The organism is Vibrio rumoiensis 1S-45 (assembly GCF_000286955.2).
GTDB lineage: Bacteria > Pseudomonadota > Gammaproteobacteria > Enterobacterales > Vibrionaceae > Vibrio > Vibrio rumoiensis_A.
This window is the reverse complement of the sequence record NZ_AJYK02000017.1, coordinates 1-19,540: the sequence shown is the minus strand read 5'-3', so window position 1 is coordinate 19,540 and position 19,540 is coordinate 1. Positions and strand designations below refer to the sequence as shown.

Here is a 19,540-nt window from a genome sequence, read left to right as displayed (position 1 = left end):
GCCCTTACTGTGAAGTGAGGGCCATTTTATTTATATGTGAATTTGGTATGTAAACTAATAACGATTGCATCAAATACAAGTAACGCTAGCTTAAAAAGCTATTTTTGAATACTTGTATGGTCATTAGTTTAATGGTGTATTGAAATCTGGATTGACATCAAAATCACCGGTGGCGCTCGCGAGTTTCTGTGATTGGCTATCAAACTTCACTATAAAGTTTTTTTGCTCAGGATCATCATGGCCATGGGTGAAATGATAAATGTAATACCATGTGTCTGGGTACCCATTTTGAACCAACATTGGTGACCCTAGAACATAACGTACTTGTTCTTTGGTCATGCCAATGCGTAATTTTTCCACATCCGGTTGTTCTACATAGTTACCTTGAGCAATATCGATACGATATACCAAAGGCTCAAGTAGACTACAGCCAGACAATAAAAGGGTTGAAACTAAAGGGATAATCGCCATCCACTTTTTAAAATGCATAATAGTTTTCTTTGAGTTAGAGGCTATAAACTGACTCGATGATAAACAAGCACAGCCAAGAAGTAAAAGCCCACAGTGTTAAAGATGCAAATAAGACATAAAATTTTGAGTTTTGTTGCAGAAAATTTGTATAAAGCACCTTAAACGAAGGGTTTATATCGCAAATGGCTTTAACCATTTAAGAAAAATAGACTTAAATGGTTAAAGGTAGAGTTGTTTTAATTAGGTTTAAATGTCACGTTGTTGGTGAAGTGCCCGTGAATTAGGCGGCTATTAAAAGCTCTTTCGCATTGGCTTTTGTGGATTCAGTAATGGTACTGCCACCCAATAAACGAGCAAGCTCATCAATGCGTTGGCCTTCATCGAGTTGATGAATACGAGTTTCCGTTTTACCTGCTTTTGTTTGCTTAGCGACAAACAATTGTTGATGGCCGCTGCCAGCAACTTGAGGTAAATGGGTAACACATAATACTTGGGTTGATTCACCTAATTGACGTAACATTTTACCAACCACACTAGCAGTTGGACCACTGATACCAACATCAACCTCATCAAAAATAAGGCTTGGTGTTTGTACTTTTTGTGCAGTAATAACTTGAATCGCCAATGAAATGCGAGATAGCTCACCACCTGATGCGACTTTCGCCAACGCTTGTAATGGCTGCCCTGGGTTGGTCGATACAAGGAAATTAATGCTATCAATACCAAGTGGTGCCGCGTGTTTTTCATCTGCGGTCACCTCAATGCAAAATTGGGCTTTTTCCATGCTCAGTTCATGCATGCTTTGTGAAATCAGTTTATTTAACTCTTTTGCATAACGACTGCGACTCTTACTCAATTTTTCCGCAGCTTGGATGAACACATCATGTTTAGCCGCTACGTTTTGTTCAAGCTGCTCAAATTTTTCTTCTGAGCAATCTAATGCGTCTATTTGTGCTTTTATTTCTTGATGATGCTGGTATAGATCTTCCGCATGCACGTGGTGTTTGCGTGCCGTTGTCATTACTTTGCTGAATCTGTCTTCGACTTCTGCAATTCTTGCCGGATCAACATCGATACTATCAGCATAATGGCGGAGTTCTGAATTAGTCTCTTCCAGCTGAATTATGGCTTCTGAGAGCAGTGTAGGTAAATGGGATAGCTTAGGGTCTAATTCCGCCAATTCTGCTAACGAGTGGCTGACCGAATTTAGTAGGCCTAATGCATTCACTTCTTCGCCTTCATAAAGTTCATTGATGGCTTGTTGACAAGTGACCGCGATTTGCCCACTGCTTGAAAGCACTTTGTGCTCTTGTTCTAGTTCTTCAAATTCATTTTCAGCCAAAGCGAGCTCGTCTAGCTCTTTCACTTGGTATTCTAATAACTGCTTTTGGGCGAGATTATCTTGGCTATTGGCTCGTAATGTTTTGAGTTGATTTTGCAATTGGCGCCAATCGGAATAGGCTTTTTTACTAGTTTGAATCAACTGTTGGTGTCCAGCATATTGATCGAGCAATGTAAGTTGATGCTCTTGCTTCATCAATTGATGATGAGCGTGTTGGCCATGAATATTTACTAAGGTTTGGCCTAGCGCTTTTAATTGAGATAATGGCACAGGGTTACCATTGATGAACGCACGAGATCGACCTTCATTAGTGATAATACGACGAATAATACATTCGCTGCTTTCAAGCAATTCATTATCTTCTAACCAACGAGTGGCATTGATGTTGTCATCTAAAGTAAAAGACGCCGTTATATCGGTTTTTTCTTCGCCCGGACGAACCATATTGCTATCGGCACGACCGCCTAAACATAAGCTTAAAGCATCAATCGCAATTGACTTACCTGCGCCAGTTTCACCGGTGATGGTTGTCATTCCTTTGAAAAGCTCTAGCTGCAAAGACTTAACAATCGCAAAATTATTAATACTTAAATGAGAGAGCATAAACCCACCTTTAAAAGATAATGAAAGTTACTGTATGTAAAAACAGTATATACTGGCTTTTTATACAGTAAAGTTTTTTTGTGTGAATTTTTATTTTTGATAAAAAAATGCCCTAATGAACGCAGAATCATTAGGGCATCCTTCCTCGTTTCGAGTCACAATTAATGTCGTTCCCGAGTATCCAGTAGGTTAGAACAGCTTACTCGACCAGCCAAGCTTGTTACGAAGAACATGGTAATAACTGTAATCTTCTGGATGAATAAGCTTCAAAATACTCGGGCTTTGGAATATATGAATCTCATCACCAGGGGAGACGGGTAAAGAAATCTGCCCATCACAACTGACTTCTTGAGTTCCGCGATTATCAGGGGATACCACTAACTTAATATTGCGATTGCCATCCACTACTAATGGGCGACTTGAGAGGGTATGTGGAAACATTGGCACCAGTGAAATGGCATTTAAACTGGGTGATAAAATGGGGCCGCCACCAGAAAGTGAATACGCCGTTGAGCCAGTTGGTGTTGAAACAATTAAACCATCAGAGCGTTGTGAGAACGCAAAGCGATCATCAATGTACACTTCAAACTCAATCATGTGGGCAATTTTTCCGGGGTGAAGCACTACTTCATTTAATGCAGAATTGTGGCTTTTGACTTGATTATGACGATGTACTTCCGCTTCTAATAAAAAGCGCTCTTCGACTAAGTAATGGCCTTTTAATACGCGCCCTAAACAGCCATGAAAATCTTCGGGGTTAAGATCGGTTAAAAACCCCAAACTGCCTCGATTGACACCGATCACAGAGATATCAAAACGCGATAACACTCTTGCCGCGCCAAGCATGTTACCGTCTCCACCGACCACAATGGCAAGATCGGCAGCTTGTCCAATGTCGATTAAACTGGTGAAAACTTCTTTTGGCAATTCATCTAAAATATCGATGAGGCGATCATCAACCAATACTGAATAGCCTTGTTCGGTTAGCCAAATAAACAATTCTTTATGGGTTTGCACTGCTTTATGATTGCGTGGCTTACCAATAATTGCGATGACGTTGAAAGGCTTTTGCATAATATGTCGACTCTTTGACTAAGGATGTGCATTTTGCGCTTGAATCACAAATCTTCGTCCCCATAATAAGGGAAGTATAAAACTATGCGAGTATTTTGTGCCGATTCCGTTAGGCCAAGCGTATGGTGTTGATTAATTTCTTGGAGATATCATGACAGATAAACAAAATAAGCCAAACGAAGAAGAACTAAGAGCAGACGAAGTGCTTGAAGTAGAAGATGTTCTTGACGGTGAAACTATCGGTGGTGAAGGCGATATTGACTGGAACGAACAAGAAGAACTGAACAATGAAGGCTCTTTAGTCGCAGAACTTGAAGCGGCATTAGTAGCAAGCCAAGTGCAAGTAAAAGAGCAGCAGGATTCAGTATTACGTGCTAAAGCTGAAGTTGAAAATATGCGTCGTCGCAGCGAACAAGAAATCGATAAAGCGCGTAAATATGCGTTGAATAAGTTCGCGGAAGAATTGTTACCGGTTATCGATAACCTAGAGCGTGCACTTCAAGCAGCCAATCCAGAAGATGAAGCAGTGAAAGCGATTCTAGAAGGCGTGGATATGACGCACAAATCTTTTGTTGATACCGTGGCGAAATTTGGTTTAGTGGCGATCAACCCTGAAGGTGAAGCATTCAACCCTGAACTGCATCAAGCGATTGGCATGCAAGAAAGCCCAGATCACGAATCGAACACTGTGATGATCGTGATGCAAAAAGGTTATGAATTAAATGGACGAGTGATTCGCCCTGCAATGGTAATGGTTGCGAAATAATCCTTTTCGTTAACAAAATAAAAAGTGTCGAGTATTAAAAAACTCGACATTTTTTTTGTTTCAACCCCTTGAAAAGCATTTTGTCGCCCTTATCTATTTAGCATACAGAAAACGTATAGCGAAATGGAAAACAAATTAGCTTACAGGGTTGAATCCCAATTCTGAGCCCCCATCTAATTGATATGAAAAAGCTGGGTACAGCAAAAATTGAATAACTGAAATTCTTTGGAGAATGTTCTAATGGGTAGAATCATTGGTATTGATTTAGGTACAACTAACTCATGTGTTGCGGTATTAGACGGCGACAAACCACGCGTAATTGAAAATGCTGAAGGCGAACGCACAACAGCATCAGTAGTAGCTTACACAGATGGCGAAACATTAGTAGGTCAACCTGCGAAACGCCAAGCTGTCACTAACCCTGAAAATACATTGTTCGCAATCAAACGTTTGATCGGTCGTCGTTTCGAAGACGAAGAAGTTCAACGTGATATCGAAATCATGCCTTACAAAATCATTAAGGCTGATAACGGTGATGCATGGGTTGAAGCGAAAGGCCAAAAAATGGCTGCTCCTCAAGTATCTGCTGAAATCTTGAAAAAAATGAAGAAGACTGCTGAGGATTTCCTTGGTGAAGAAGTAACGGCTGCAGTTATTACTGTTCCTGCTTACTTTAACGATGCTCAACGTCAAGCAACAAAAGATGCTGGCCGTATCGCAGGTCTTGAAGTGAAACGTATCATCAACGAACCAACAGCAGCAGCACTTGCTTATGGTCTTGATAAGCAAGGTGGCGATCGCACTATCGCGGTTTATGACCTTGGTGGTGGTACATTCGATATTTCTATCATCGAAATTGATGAAGTTGAAGGCGAGAAAACATTTGAAGTTCTTTCTACTAATGGTGATACACACCTTGGTGGTGAAGACTTCGACACACGCCTAATCAACTACTTAGTTGCTGAATTCAAAAACGAGCAAGGCATCGATCTGAAAAAAGATCCACTGGCTATGCAACGTGTGAAAGAAGCGGCTGAGAAAGCGAAGATTGAACTATCTTCTGCACAACAAACAGACGTGAACCTACCATACGTAACGGCAGATGCGACTGGTCCTAAGCACATGAACGTAAAAGTAACACGCTCTAAACTAGAATCTCTAGTTGAAGATCTTGTTCAACGTTCTCTTGAGCCATTAAAAGTTGCTCTAGCAGATGCAGACCTAAGCGTAAGCGAAATCACTGACGTAATCCTAGTTGGTGGTCAAACACGTATGCCAATGGTTCAGAAGAAAGTTGCTGAATTCTTTGGTAAAGAAGCACGTAAAGACGTAAACCCTGATGAAGCAGTTGCAGTTGGCGCAGCGGTTCAAGGTGGCGTTCTTGCGGGTGACGTAAAAGACGTACTTCTACTAGACGTGACTCCTCTATCTTTCGGTATCGAAACGATGGGCGGCGTGATGACGAAGTTGATTGAGAAAAATACAACGATTCCAACTAAAGCGAATCAAGTATTCTCAACTGCTGAAGACAATCAAAGCGCAGTAACGATTCACGTATTGCAAGGTGAGCGTAAGCAAGCATCTTACAACAAATCTCTAGGTCAATTTAACCTAGAAGGTATCAACGCTGCGCCACGCGGTATGCCGCAAATCGAAGTAACTTTCGACTTGGACGCAGATGGTATCTTGAACGTGTCTGCGAAAGATAAAGCGACCGGTAAAGAGCAAAAAATCACGATTCAAGCGAATGGTGGCTTAAGCGACGAAGAAATCGAGAAAATGGTACAAGAAGCTGAAGCTAACAAAGAAGCGGACAAAAAGTTCGAAGAGTTAGTGACTACTCGTAACCAAGCTGACCAAATGATTCACGGTACTCGTAAGCAAATGGAAGAAGCAGGTGACGCACTTCCAGATGAAGATAAAACGAATATCGAAAAAGCGATTGGTGAGCTAGAGCGTGTTAAGTCTGGTGACGATAAAGCCGCTATCGATGAGAAAGTTCAAGAGCTAGCAGCTGCTGCTCAAAAACTGATGGAAATCGCTCAACAAAAAGCACAGCAAGCTGAAGGTGGCGAACAAGCTAAACCTGAAGACGATGTAGTCGACGCTGAGTTTGAAGAAGTTAAAGACGAAGACAAAAAATAATCAATCATGATTAGTGAGTCGAGTCAGCCACTCTTCATTGCGGTGAAAAGTGGCTAACAATAAACTGCGGGCGTTTAGAGTTTGACTCTCACGCCCGCAATTTTCGATCTGCTAGATAGTAAATTTGCGACAAACAAGTTTTTGAGCCTTGTCCCGCTAGATAATCACTTCTACTGAAAGGTTTAAGCCTGAATGGGTATATCGGATTATCTAGCTAGATATAGCTTTTCTATAGTCAAAAATACAATACCAATGAGCTTTGCTTGTTGGCCTAAGAAATTGGTGAACCGAGCATGTCAAAACGTGATCTTTATGAAGTATTAGGTGTCGAACGTGGTGCATCAGAGCGTGATATTAAGAAGGCGTACAAACGCTTAGCGATGAAATTTCACCCAGACCGCAATCAAGAAGCGGATGCATCTGAAAAATTCAAAGAAGTTAAAGAAGCGTACGAAATTTTAACTGACCCGCAAAAGAAACAAGCATACGACCAATACGGTCATGCAGCCTTTGAGCAAGGTGGCATGGGCGGCGGAGGCGGTGGCTTCGGTGGTGGAGGCGGCGGCTTCGAAGATATGTTTGGCGATGTTTTTGGTGATATCTTTGGCGGTGGCCGTCGTGGCGGCGGTCAACGTGCGCAGCGTGGTTCAGATCTTCGTTACAACATGGAATTGTCTTTAGAAGAGGCAGTACGTGGTTGTGAAAAAGAAATTCATATACCAACGCTAGCAGAGTGTGAGGTTTGTGATGGCAGTGGCGCCAAAGCAGGCTCAAGCTCACAAACATGTGGTACCTGTCATGGTCATGGTCAAGTACAAATGCGCCAAGGTTTCTTTGCAGTGCAGCAGGCGTGTCCAACGTGTCATGGCAAAGGCAAGATCATCAAAGACCCATGTAATTCTTGTCATGGTGAAGGGCGTAAGCAGAAAAACAAAACACTGAATGTTAAAATTCCAGCCGGTGTTGATACTGGTGACCGCATTCGCTTGAGCGGAGAAGGTGAAGCCGGTGAGCAAGGCGCACCCGCTGGTGATTTGTATGTTGAAGTCCATTTACGTAGACACCACATTTTTGATCGTGACGGCAACAATCTACACTGTGAAGTACCTGTAAGCTTTACGCTTGCAGCTCTAGGTGGTGAAGTTGAAGTACCAACACTTAATGGTCGCTTTAAACTAAAAGTACCAGCAGAGATGCAAACAGGACGTATGTTCCGTATGCGTGGTAAAGGTGTGAAATCCGTACGCAGTGGCGCAGTGGGTGATTTGATCTGCAAACTGGTAGTGGAAACGCCTGTGAAATTAAGTTCACGCCAAAAAGAGTTATTACGCGAATTAGAAGAATCGTTTGATGGTGAAACTGCTAATAAGCATAAACCAAAATCAGAAGGGTTCTTTAACGGTGTGAAGAAATTTTTTGATGATTTAACTAGTTAGTCGTATTTTTCCTAGTTATGTATGAATAGACAAAGCCTCCAGAGTGAACTGGAGGCTTTGTTGTTTTATAGGGATCATATTCAGTACGTTGCGGGTAGATTCCTGCTCTCGCTTAGGCTCGGCAGGAATGACGGTTAAAACGTGTGCCTATGGTATTGGAAAACGTTATCAGACTTTGGTTTTTGATGTCGATATAAACCTGATTACGTTCTTAAAGTTGTCATCCCTGAAGCGGCGAAGGAGCTATCAGGGATCTATATTCAGTGTGTCGTGATCAATTCCAACAACCATCAACCTCTACGTTGTCTTTCTTCGCACTACCGACAGAAGCTGCATTCATAGCTAAGGTGCCACATTTATCGTTTGTCTGGCCTACTGTGGATTGCGGTGTTGCTTTAATGGTGTAAAGGTTAATACCACTGCCCCCAGAAACAATCGATAATTTATAGCGATCAGTATCATTCTGACAGCCTAAGTTAGAATCACATTCACCGGTTGTATTATCGACAATTGTATAGTCGTAGCTGCCATTTTGAGTTCGATGTTGTTCTAGTGCCAATTGTATTTTCATCATGTCCGTCATGGCTGATGCTCGATGACTTTTCAAAACATGATCTTGATAACTTGGGTAAGCAATTGCCGATAAAACACCAATGATCGCGACTGCAATCAATAATTCGATCAATGTCATTCCTTTTTGTTTATCAACTCTCTTCTTGCATCGATTTGTTCGAATCATTTCTATTACTTCCTGTTAGAGACTTATGCCATTTTTGATAAGTGTTAGCATCACTTCAAGTTGAAAAATCACGATGTAACTAGTTGCAGAGGTTTTTGGGGAATGGCTCGAGGGTTTACGTTAATTGAAATGCTGATTTCGATTGTAGTGCTAGCAGTTTTGCTGGCGGCTGCCGTTCCGTCATTCAGTGGGATCAGTGAAAAAGCCAAAATGGAACGATTAGCGGAAGAGCTGCAAGGTTTCTTTGTTCAGACTAAATCGGAAGCGGTATTGCGTAATCAATCTCTATGGTTAAACCTAGTGCAAACTGGAACCCCATACAGTGGCGAGTGGGTTTTGGCGACAAGAACGATTTCAACAGCCACCACCACATTATCGGGCGCGGAAAATAATGCGGTTATGTTGTTAAGTGGGAAGCCCTTTAAGAATATTACTGTGAATTTTCCATTGGCAAATGGGGCGGCCACACTGGCCCAAATAGAGTTTGATCCTGTTAATGGGAAGCCTAAGTTATCATCAAGTATTTCTTTTTATGTCGACGCCAATAAAACCCTCAATTTAGTATTCCATAATATTACAGGGCGAATTCGAGTCTGTGGTGACGGAGGATCATTTTATGGTTATCCAGAATGTTAGATTGAGAAGGCTGAAGTTCCAAAAAGGCATATCACTCATCGAGTTAATGATTGCCTCTGCCATCGGTATTATTGCTCTAATGGCGGTAGGGAGTGTATTTCTTTCCGGTCAAAAATTAGCATTAGAAAGAAGTCAAAAATTACTAGTACTACAAAGTATTAATGAGGCACTTAGATATATCAAAGAAGATAGTCAAAGGGCTGGATTTAATGGCGTAGAAGGACAATCGTTAATGCTGTCTGGGGCAAGTAGTGTTATCCAAACCACTTCAGCGAGTGTGGCTTATACCTATAAAGCACCAGATAACACTTATACCCAAACATCATTCTTGTATGAAGATTCAAAACTGAAAGTTTGTGAAAACAGCAATGAAGCTAGCCCTATCACAACGGTATGTATTCCAACCTTATCGTTACTCGATTATGACAGAATAAATGTGGATGGCTTTCATGTTTCAGGAGCCGGTCTAGGCAGCACAGTAAGTTCTGCATTCATTACTATTACCCTTACAGCGTCATTACTGGATGGTTCCCATCAACAAACCATGTCGACCCAAATTAAACAAAGGAACTGGCAGTAATCATGGCACCTTTACTTTTCCTGTCTCGTAAACATAAACAACAAGGCGCGGCGACGTTATTGGTTGCGGCTTTATTACTACTGGCTGCTTTAGTGATTACTTTGGCGAGCTATAAGAGTGTCTTTTTTCAAGCCAAACGAGCTCAGAATGAAATTGAGGCGCGGCAAAACCAATGGGCATTAGAAGGAGGCTTAGAATGTGTTTATACAAAAGCACATATAGATAGAGACTTCTTGGCGCTCACAACTAATACTTCTAGTTATTTACAATCTGAATGTGTTGATCATTTCAAAACGACCAATATTGAGGTAACAAACTTGGGGGGAAAAAAACTATTGATTGAACCCCAAGTGGTGGATGAAACATCTATCGTAAAGCTTGGAAAAGTATTGGATATGTCCTCAAGTCGTAGTGCAGGAGCGATTAAAGCAACAGCTGATTTATTTATCCGAGGTGCAACAGAGTTCTCTCCTCCTGATCCTGGTAATGAAACTATCTCTGGTTGGGAGTGTTCTGCGATTAGATATAAAAGTTATCTCGACTTTGATGGTAATCTTCAAAATAAGGGGGTGGGATCAACCATACCAAGTCCTTCTTCAGATTTTTCGTCGAGTTTGGATTGTTTATCTGATTATTCAACACAGAATCCAGCTGAACTTAAAAGTGATATTCAACAAGATTCAAGTCTTGAACCATTTAAGGAGTTATTTGGCGTAGAGCCTATGAATTGGACACAAGTTAGAGATAACCTAGCTTTAGACTTTCAGGTTATTAACAATCCCGGAGTCGACTGTGACAATCAACTTCTCAATGTTATTAGTCCTACAAACACTAGAATTTGGATTGAAGGTTCTTGTGAGTTATCAGATGCTCTAGGCAGTGTTGCTACTGCAACTCAAGCTACCAGTGGAGTTTTATTATTTATCCATAATGGAATATTTTCAATAAAAGGTAGCGGGGTGTTTAAGGGAGCTTTATTTCACTACAACAGTGGTTTTAATATCACAAGTACAAGTTGGGATGGCTTTGATAATAAAGCGACTAGTAATACAGTAGCAGCTTATTTTAATTATGCAGCAAGCTTAGGTGGGGTAGCTTATGTACAAGATGGGTCATTTTCCTTTACGGGTGGACAAATTCTAGATATGAGCGGTCAAATTGCTTTTTTTAACAATGGACTTAAATTTAGCTATAACAGTGATGTCCTTGATTCTATTTTTGGAATGACTCCTCCCAAATGGCTAAAAGGATCATGGAATGACTTCTAAACAAAAAGGCTTCAGCTTAATTGAAGTATTGATCACTTTTATTATTCTCATCGTCGGCATTATGGGCCTTGTGAAACTGCAAACCTATATGGAAAGACAAGCGGACTTTGCTGAAAACAGCATCAAAGCTCTGCACTTGGCAGAGTCTCAATTAGAGTTTTTTCGAACTCGTTCTATCAGTGGTGCAAGCGGAACAATCGCGTTTTCTTCTATATCCGAAGGGACGTATTCAATAGTTTCAGGTTCTTATACCACTACATGGACAGTCACAGACTCTCTATCTGGTGCATTAAAAACGGTTGATATAGAAACAGGGTGGGATACCCGTTGGAATGATCGACAATCCGTTGCGTTGAAAACCATGATCTCTCAATACAATGAATTTGATAACTGAGTCGAATTTATTGTTAGAGTTATTATTAACTCAACCAGATTAATTTAAAAAACAAACTTATCAATTAAGATTTATTTGCCTTTAACAATAATAAATAAAGCAAAGGAATCTTAAATGAACATTAATCAAAAGGGGGCATCCAGCCTTCTTTTCACTGGTTTACTTTTAATTGCTGCTCTTACCTTGTCACTGGCCTCTTACAAGGCAACCTTTTTCCAAGCGAAGCGGATACAAAATGAAATAGAAGCTCGTCAAAATACATGGCTTGGAGAAGGCGCGATTGAGTGCGCGTTTGCAAAAGCTCAGGCTGATCGTAATTTATCCGATTTAATGCAAGCAGATTACCTCAAAGAGGATTGCCTCGAGCCATTAAATTTAACAAGCATTAATATTTCTGACCTTGGTGGAAAAAAGTATTTAGTCTCACCGATTGTACAAAGTACTGCTAATCAAAATACAGTACACAAAGTCATGAACTTTAGTAACAATCGTCTTGCTGGGGCAATTCAATCAACCGCAGATTTATTTACACAGGCTTCGACCACGATTAGCCCGCCAGATCCCGGAGTTGAAACAGAAGCAGGATGGGAGTGTGTGGCTGTTCGTTTTAAAAGTATATTTTCACCGGGGGCGGGGGTGAATAACCAAGGGGTAGGGGCGACAATAGAACCACCTTATACTGGGTTTGATAATAATGGAAAAGATTGCTTAGATTCACACAAAACTCGTTCTGCTTCTGAGCAGCACCAAAAACAAGATTTAATGCAGGATCCGGATTTAAAACCTTTTGAGGCGATGTTTGAAGTGTCAAAAGAGAAGTGGCAACAAGTGCGTGATAATCCGAAATATAACTTTGTGATTGTATATGGAAATACAGCAATAGACGGTTCGTTAGCCGCTCGAGTCAGTGAGTGTGGTCAAAAGGTTAAAGAGTTAGTTCAGCTTGGTCATACACATATTTGGATTGAAGGCTCGTGTGAAATCGGTGGCAGTGATTTATCCACTATGGCTCAATCATCGCAACGCACTGATGGCGTTCTATTACTGGTTCATAATGGTGTTTTTTCATTAATAGGTTCTGGTAATTTTAAAGGTGTGCTATTTCAGTTTAACGATGGATTTCAACCTTCAAGTGCCGATTGGAATGGTCTTGATGCGAATCACCATTTAAGCAGCCCCGGTGTGACTGTGTTTGATCATCAATTAAAAAAATCCTATGGTACACCTTACCCAGCCGCTAACACGGCGGCGTACTATCAAAGTGGTTCGTTTAATTTTACTGGCGGACAGTTTCTGGATATGGATGGTCAATTAGCTTTATTTCATGACTCATTAAATTTTAGTTATAACGAGGATGTGATTGATGCTGTGTTTGGTAGCACACCGCCAAGTTGGTTAAAAGGTTCCTGGCGAGACTTTTGATACTAAGGCTAATTATCCTTTAAGAGTTCGCGTATAATCCCCACTCCATAATAAAAGAGAGCTGAGTTGTGGTTGAGCCGATAACCCCTGAATTTACTGAACAAGATAAAGCTTTTATGCACAGAGCTATCGAACTGGCTGCGGTTGCAGAGTCGCATAATGAAGTGCCTGTAGGGGCAGTTTTAGTGAAAGATGGTGAGATCATTGCTGAAGGTTGGAACGCAGCGATTGGTCAACATGATGCGACAGCGCACGCTGAAATTGTCACCATTCGTCAAGCGGGTCAAACGTTACAAAATTACCGACTATTAGATACCACTTTATATGTCACGTTAGAACCTTGCCCTATGTGTGCAGGGGCTTTATTACATAGCCGGGTTGGGCGCATAGTTTTTGGTGCTTATGACTTAAAAGCTGGCGCGGCGGGTACGGTTTTGGACTTATTTAAAAGTCAAGCATCTTACCATTATGCTGAAGTCGCTGGTGGTTTATTAGAAGAAGAATGCCGTCATCAATTACAGGCTTTTTTTAAACGTCGCCGAAAAGAAATTAAAGCGAAAAAATTAGAGCAGAATTCAGAAGAATAGTCAGGTTAGGTTAACGGCAAACTCTATATGGGGTTTGCCGATTTCTGTTGGTTATTATTAAGGTTGCCCGAAAGCGATTAAGCAGGGTAGTCCGACCAAAAAACATAACTACGGTGACGCCATAGCACTTGTTTTTTATTGTTGGCTAACATGCGCTGCCTGCGGGTAGAACTCGATTTACGATGTAAAAACTTATTGGTGGTTCTTTTCTTAGAGAACATTCGTATGTCTCCTTATATATGTGATGGTTTTATTGTTTTGTCAGCAGCCTTTATAGCGCTTATTTATGACATCTCCATTACAGTTGTAGCACAGTTTATTTTTTCCAGCTAATGATTTTTCATTCAATCTTAGGCGTATTCTTCATTCAAAAAAAAGGCGAAGATCGGTTGGATCTTCGCCTTTTCTATAGTGCTATAAACTCAATTGGGCAGCGATATGTCGCCTTCATCATTACTGGAGTCTGCAGCACTGATTGCTTGGGTTTCGTTGGTTTCGATCACCTGAAAATCGGTATCTAAGTTATCGTCTTTTATCGGCTTTTGGTTTTGAGATTCATAGCCAATGATAGTTTGATAGTAGCGACGTATATTTTCTACGTAGTTTTTCGCTTCATCTCCTCGAGCGAAACCGTAATACGTATATTTATAAAAGCCGGGTAACCTAAGTTTTGGTAATCGTTCTTTTACTTCAGTCCAAGAGTCAGGGTTGCCTTTTTGAATGCGAGTAATTCGTCGTGCGTCCATTACATGTCCGAAACCAACATTATAAGACGCTAATGCAAACCAAATTTTTTCGTGTTCAGGGACTGAGTCTGGAATTCGTTTAACCATTTTACGTAAATATCCAACGCCACCACGAATGGATTCATCTGGATTTAAACGGTTTTTTACACCCATTATTTTAGCCGTAGATTGCGTTAGCATCATCATGCCGCGAACTCCAGTCGGAGAGGTCGCTTCAGGGTTCCAGTGTGATTCTTGGTAAGACAAAGCGGCAATTAAACGCCAGTCGAACTCTTTGGAATACTTTTGGAAGAGCTTTTTGTATTTCGGTAATTTGCTGTCGAGTGAGCGGATAAAAGCACGCGTATCCACATAGTCAAAGCTTTGAATATGGCCAAAATACTTCTCTTCTAAATTAGCAAGTTCGCCGGATTGGTTTATCTCACCAAAGAACTCAAGCATAAGAGCGTAGAGTGAATCATCATCGGTTTTACGGATGAACCATGAAATAGGTTGATCTTCGGTTAATTCAAAAGCCAACGCGAGGTTAGGGTGTAAACGTTGGTTCACTGAAAGAGTCACTGAATCGACAATCGTAAAATCAATTTTCCCCTCCGATACCGATTTGAGCAAATCGGTAGAATCCGAAGTTTTAGTGACTTCCCATGTTAAATCTGGATTGTCTTTCGCGATAGCATGCAAGGCGTGCTCTGATTGTGAGCCTTCGACCACGGTCAGTTTGCCTTTCTTGTCGATCAGCTGTTGTAAATTACGTGGACGCCACGAACCTTTTTTATAGATCACCTGCTGGCTAACGTAATAATAAGCAGGACCAGGGCTAAATTCGCTTAGCCTTTCCGGTGTGTGACTAAGCCCCGCCGCGATGAGATCAACCTCATTATTTTTCAATGCAGGAAGTAAACCAGTTAAATGGTAAGCAGGTTTAATTTCTAATTTTACTCCTAATTCATCGGCAAAACGTTTCGCTAATTCATATTCCAGGCCCGTTGGGCCATCTGGGCCAATAAAATAAGACAGTTGGTTGTTAAGTGTTCCAACTCTTAATACGCCACGTTCTTGAATTTTCTCTAAGTCAGTTTGAGACTTAGGATCTGGTTTACAGCCTGTTAGACCAATAAGAATAAATAACAGGCAAACCAAACGTTTAAAGTAAGAATGAGAGTAAAAATCAATCAAAAGGTAATCTCACATAAATGATGGTGGCTACTTTATACCAAATAGCCGTCACATCAGCAAAGTTACTCGGTGGTAAATGAAAAGCTAAGGTCATATTGAAAAGGAAAGAAGGCCTCATGTGCTTGAATTTTAACCTTGATTAGAAAATAAAAAAGTTTTTAAATAAAAAATTGCGCAAACGGTTGCTTTTGCTGTTACTTCGGTCACGGATTTACTCTATAATATGCCGCAAAAGGATAAGGTGAAATTGAAATAAAGTTCAGGTATTACAGCTAACATTCTGAATTGATTTCAATATCACTTTTCTTTTTTTAAAACCAACAGCCAAAGAGACCTAAGTACATGAGAATTTTGCGTGGATCCCCCGCTTTATCCGAATTTCGTGTCAACAAGCTTTTAGAGCTTTGTCGTGAGTTAAACCTACCTGTGTCTGGTATTTATGCTGAGTTCATGCATTTTGCTGACCTAACCTCTGAGCTTGACGATATCGAGTCAGGCAAGCTAGAAAAACTACTTACGTACGGTCCAACGATCGAAGATCATGAGCCGAAAGGTCAACTGCTGTTGACGACTCCTCGCCCGGGCACTATTTCGCCTTGGTCATCTAAATCAACGGATATTGCTCATAACTGTGGCTTAGGCAAAGTAAAACGCCTTGAGCGCGGTACGGCTTACTACGTTGAAGCGACAACCCCATTATCTGAACTGCAATTAGTTGAGCTTAAAGCCCTATTGCACGATCGCATGATGGAAGTGGTGTTTAGCGATTTTGAACAAGCGGCAGCGTTATTCCAAGTTGCAGAGCCTGCGCCTGTATCTGAAGTGGATTTATTAACGGGTGGACGTGCGGCGCTTGAAGAAGCCAACGTAACACTAGGTCTTGCATTAGCAGAAGATGAAATCACGTATTTGGTCGAAAGCTTTACTGAAAAGTTAGGTCGTAACCCAACCGATATTGAATTGATGATGTTTGCCCAAGCGAACTCTGAGCATTGTCGCCATAAAATCTTCAACGCAGGTTGGACGATTGATGGTGTAGAGCAAGAAAAATCGCTTTTCAAAATGATCAAAAACACCATGGAAGTGACGCCAGATAACGTATTGTCAGCGTATAAAGATAACGCGGCGGTTATGGTTGGTTCAACGGTTGGTCGTTTCTTCCCCGATCCAAAAACTCGTCAATATGGTTACCATCAAGAGCTTGCACACATCTTGATGAAAGTAGAAACCCATAACCATCCAACAGCTATTTCTCCTTGGCCGGGCGCATCAACTGGCTCTGGTGGTGAAATCCGTGATGAAGGCGCAACGGGTATTGGTGGTAAACCAAAAGCGGGTTTAGTCGGCTTTTCGGTGTCTAACCTTAAAATTCCAAACTTCGTACAACCTTGGGAAACCGATTTTGGTAAACCAAGTCGTATCGTAACCGCATTGGATATTATGCTAGAAGGTCCACTAGGTGGCGCTGCATTTAACAATGAATTTGGTCGTCCAAACCTATTAGGTTATTTCCGTACTTACGAAGAAAAAGTAAATTCTCATAACGGTGAAGAGATCCGTGGTTACCACAAACCAATCATGCTTGCTGGTGGCTTAGGTAATATCCGAGATGAACACGTACAGAAAAAAGAAATCCCAGTTGGCGCAAGCTTAATCGTATTAGGTGGCCCGGCGATGAACATTGGTCTTGGAGGCGGCGCGGCTTCTTCTATGGCTTCTGGTCAATCGGCTGAAGATCTCGATTTTGCTTCTGTTCAACGTGAAAACCCAGAAATGGAACGTCGTTGCCAAGAAGTGATCGACCGTTGTTGGCAATTAGGAGACGCAAACCCAATTGCCTTTATCCACGATGTGGGCGCGGGCGGTATTTCGAATGCATTACCAGAGCTTGTCGATGATGGTGAGCGTGGTGGTATTTTCCAACTGCGTGATGTACCTAATGATGAACCTGGCATGAGCCCATTAGAGATCTGGTGTAACGAATCTCAAGAGCGTTATGTTATGGCGGTTGCGCCTGAAAATATGGCGACCTTTGATGCGATTTGTAAGCGTGAACGTGCCCCTTATGCAGTGGTTGGTGTGGCAACTGAAGAGCGTGACTTGAAACTTGAAGATTCACATTTCGACAACACGCCAATCGATATGCCAATGGATGTTCTTTTAGGTAAAACCCCTAAAATGCACCGTGATGCGCAAACGCTAAAAGCCAATAACCCAGCGATTGATCGCACTGGTATTGAGCTTAATGAAGCGGTAGAGCGAGTATTGCGTCTTCCAACTGTGGCAGAAAAGACCTTCCTTATCACCATTGGTGACCGCTCGGTAACGGGTCTAGTCGCTCGTGATCAAATGGTTGGCCCTTGGCAGGTTCCTGTCGCAAACTGTGCAGTAACCGCGGCAAGTTACGATTCATACCACGGCGAAGCAATGTCACTTGGTGAGCGTACGCCTGTTGCATTACTTGATTTCGGCGCGTCAGCACGTTTAGCGGTGGGTGAGTCCATCACGAACATTGCAGCGACCGATATTGGTGATATCAAACACATTAAATTATCGGCGAACTGGATGTCTCCAGCCGGTCACCCAGGTGAAGATGCTGGCTTGTATGAAGCGGTAAAAGCGGTGGGTGAAGAGCTTTGTCCAGCGTTAGGTCTGACGATTCCGGTCGGTAAAGATTCAATGTCGATGAAGACCAAATGGCAACAAGATGGTGAAGAGCGCGAAGTGACGTCGCCATTGTCATTGGTTATCACCGCTTTTGCTCGTGTTGAAGATGTACGTAAAACAGTGACACCTCAACTTCAAGTGACGAAAGGCGACACTAGCCTGATCTTGGTTGATTTAGGTAATGGTAAAAACCGCATGGGCGCAACAGCGCTGGCGCAAGTTTACAAACAACTTGGTGATAAACCTGCCGATGTGGATAACGTCGAGCAATTAAAAGGCTTCTACACAGGCAAGCAAGCCGTGGTGCGTGAGAATAAGCTTCTGGCTTACCACGATAAAGGTGATGGTGGTTTATTTGTGACTCTTGCTGAAATGGCGTTTGCCGGCCACTGTGGCGTGAAGGCGGATATTGCAGCGTTAGGTGAGGATACCTTAGCCGCATTATTTAACGAAGAATTAGGCGCAGTGATTCAAGTTCGTAACGACGATCTTGAAGCAGTTCAAGCAACACTGGCAGCGAATGGCTTAGCGGAATGTTCACATGTCATTGGCGCAGTTGAAGCGTCGGATTCTGTTGTGATCACCACTGGTGACACCGTGGTACTTGAGCGTAACCGCAGCGAGCTTCGCACCATTTGGGCCGAAACTACCCATAAAATGCAAGCAATGCGTGATAACCCTGCGTGTGCTGATCAAGAGCATGCAGCAAAAGCCGATAACAACGATCCGGGTCTAAACGTTAAATTGACGTTCGATATCAATGAAGATATTGCCGCGCCTTATATTTCGACTGGCGCAAAACCAAAAATGGCAATTTTGCGTGAGCAAGGCGTTAACTCACATGTTGAAATGGCGGCTGCTTTTGACCGCGCAGGTTTTGAAGCAACCGATATTCACATGAGCGATATCTTAACGGGACAAGCCGCGCTTGAAGAATACCAAGGCCTTGTAGCTTGTGGTGGCTTCTCTTACGGTGATGTACTTGGCGCTGGTGAAGGCTGGGCGAAGTCAGTCTTGTTTAATGACAATGCGCGTGAGCAGTTTGCAGGCTTCTTTGAGCGTGAAGATACCTTCTCGCTAGGTGTGTGTAACGGTTGTCAGATGTTGTCTAACTTGCGTGAACTTATTCCAGGTGCTGATTTATGGCCGCGTTTTGTTCGCAATGAATCCGAGCGTTTTGAAGCCCGCTTTAGCTTAGTGGAAGTGCAGAAATCAGATTCTGTATTCTTCAGTGGCATGGCAGGATCTCGCATGCCAATCGCTGTGTCTCATGGTGAAGGTCGTGTGGAAGTGCGTAACAATGAGCACCTACAAGCGATTGAAAATTCAGGTACGGTGGCGTTGCGTTACGTGGATAATCTGGGTAACCCAACTCAGCAATACCCAAATAACCCGAACGGTTCACCGAATGCGATCACAGGCTTAACTACGGCTGATGGTCGTGTCAGTATAATGATGCCACACCCTGAGCGTGTATTCCGCACGGTA

Annotated in this window: 16 protein-coding genes; 10 read left to right on the top strand and 6 right to left on the bottom strand. The window is 42.1% G+C overall.

The window, feature by feature from the left end:
* Positions 1-123: 123 nt before the first annotated feature.
* The 3 genes from bamE to nadK all read right to left on the bottom strand — a co-directional run bounded on the left by bamE (position 124) and on the right by nadK (position 3,490).
* Entirely contained in the window at positions 124-489 is a 366-nt protein-coding gene (bamE, locus tag A1QC_RS02460; RefSeq protein ID WP_017024426.1) for an outer membrane protein assembly factor BamE, read from the bottom strand.
* A 262-nt stretch (positions 490-751) separates the two neighbouring features.
* Positions 752-2,416 carry a DNA repair protein RecN gene (gene recN, locus A1QC_RS02455; RefSeq protein WP_017024425.1) on the bottom strand — a complete coding sequence of 555 codons (1,665 nt, stop codon included), beginning with the start codon at positions 2,414-2,416 and terminating at the stop codon, positions 752-754.
* Between the two features lie 189 nt (positions 2,417-2,605).
* Positions 2,606-3,490, bottom strand: coding sequence for an NAD(+) kinase (gene nadK / locus A1QC_RS02450; RefSeq protein ID WP_017024424.1), 885 nt, complete (start codon positions 3,488-3,490; stop codon positions 2,606-2,608).
* A gap of 151 nt (positions 3,491-3,641) precedes the next feature.
* Between nadK and grpE the strand changes: the two genes are divergently transcribed.
* From grpE to dnaJ, 3 genes are all read left to right on the top strand, one after another.
* Positions 3,642-4,256, top strand: coding sequence for a nucleotide exchange factor GrpE (gene grpE / locus A1QC_RS02445; protein WP_017024423.1), 615 nt, complete (start codon positions 3,642-3,644; stop codon positions 4,254-4,256).
* 240 nt (positions 4,257-4,496) lie between these two features.
* On the top strand, positions 4,497-6,401 hold the full coding sequence (dnaK, locus tag A1QC_RS02440) for a molecular chaperone DnaK (protein ID WP_017024422.1): 1,905 nt from the start codon (positions 4,497-4,499) through the stop codon (positions 6,399-6,401).
* Positions 6,402-6,694: 293 nt separating this feature from the next.
* Positions 6,695-7,837 carry a molecular chaperone DnaJ gene (gene dnaJ, locus A1QC_RS02435; protein WP_017024421.1) on the top strand — a complete coding sequence of 381 codons (1,143 nt, stop codon included), beginning with the start codon at positions 6,695-6,697 and terminating at the stop codon, positions 7,835-7,837.
* 274 nt (positions 7,838-8,111) lie between these two features.
* Here the strand turns inward: dnaJ and A1QC_RS02430 are convergent, their stop codons facing one another.
* Entirely contained in the window at positions 8,112-8,576 is a 465-nt protein-coding gene (locus tag A1QC_RS02430) for a type IV pilin protein (RefSeq protein WP_026025728.1), read from the bottom strand.
* Between the two features lie 102 nt (positions 8,577-8,678).
* Here A1QC_RS02430 and A1QC_RS02425 point away from each other — a divergent pair, with 102 nt between their 5' ends.
* From A1QC_RS02425 to tadA, 6 genes are all read left to right on the top strand, one after another.
* On the top strand, positions 8,679-9,212 hold the full coding sequence (locus A1QC_RS02425) for a GspH/FimT family pseudopilin (protein WP_017024419.1): 534 nt from the start codon (positions 8,679-8,681) through the stop codon (positions 9,210-9,212).
* On the top strand, positions 9,193-9,792 hold the full coding sequence (locus A1QC_RS02420) for a PilW family protein (RefSeq protein ID WP_017024418.1): 600 nt from the start codon (positions 9,193-9,195) through the stop codon (positions 9,790-9,792). Before A1QC_RS02425 ends, A1QC_RS02420 begins: the two co-directional genes overlap by 20 nt.
* A gap of 2 nt (positions 9,793-9,794) precedes the next feature.
* Entirely contained in the window at positions 9,795-11,060 is a 1,266-nt protein-coding gene (locus tag A1QC_RS02415) for a hypothetical protein (RefSeq protein ID WP_017024417.1), read from the top strand.
* The gene (locus A1QC_RS02410) at positions 11,050-11,454 is read left to right on the top strand and encodes a type IV pilus modification PilV family protein (RefSeq protein ID WP_017024415.1); all 405 of its coding nucleotides are present in this window, start codon (positions 11,050-11,052) and stop codon (positions 11,452-11,454) included. Before A1QC_RS02415 ends, A1QC_RS02410 begins: the two co-directional genes overlap by 11 nt.
* Before the next feature lie 114 nt (positions 11,455-11,568).
* Positions 11,569-12,876 carry a hypothetical protein gene (locus A1QC_RS02405; RefSeq protein ID WP_017024414.1) on the top strand — a complete coding sequence of 436 codons (1,308 nt, stop codon included), beginning with the start codon at positions 11,569-11,571 and terminating at the stop codon, positions 12,874-12,876.
* Between the two features lie 68 nt (positions 12,877-12,944).
* Complete coding sequence (tadA, locus tag A1QC_RS02400; protein WP_017024413.1) at positions 12,945-13,463, top strand: tRNA adenosine(34) deaminase TadA; 519 nt, start codon at positions 12,945-12,947, stop codon at positions 13,461-13,463.
* Positions 13,464-13,540: 77 nt separating this feature from the next.
* Here tadA and A1QC_RS15595 read toward each other — a convergent pair whose 3' ends face one another.
* Entirely contained in the window at positions 13,541-13,684 is a 144-nt protein-coding gene (locus A1QC_RS15595) for a hypothetical protein (RefSeq protein WP_198926402.1), read from the bottom strand.
* A 201-nt stretch (positions 13,685-13,885) separates the two neighbouring features.
* Entirely contained in the window at positions 13,886-15,382 is a 1,497-nt protein-coding gene (gene mltF, locus A1QC_RS02395; protein WP_141705959.1) for a membrane-bound lytic murein transglycosylase MltF, read from the bottom strand.
* Positions 15,383-15,727: 345 nt separating this feature from the next.
* On the opposite strand from mltF, the gene purL reads away from it, so the two are divergent.
* A partial coding sequence (gene purL / locus A1QC_RS02390) for a phosphoribosylformylglycinamidine synthase (RefSeq protein ID WP_017024410.1) occupies positions 15,728-19,540 on the top strand: 3,813 nt, incomplete at its 3' end.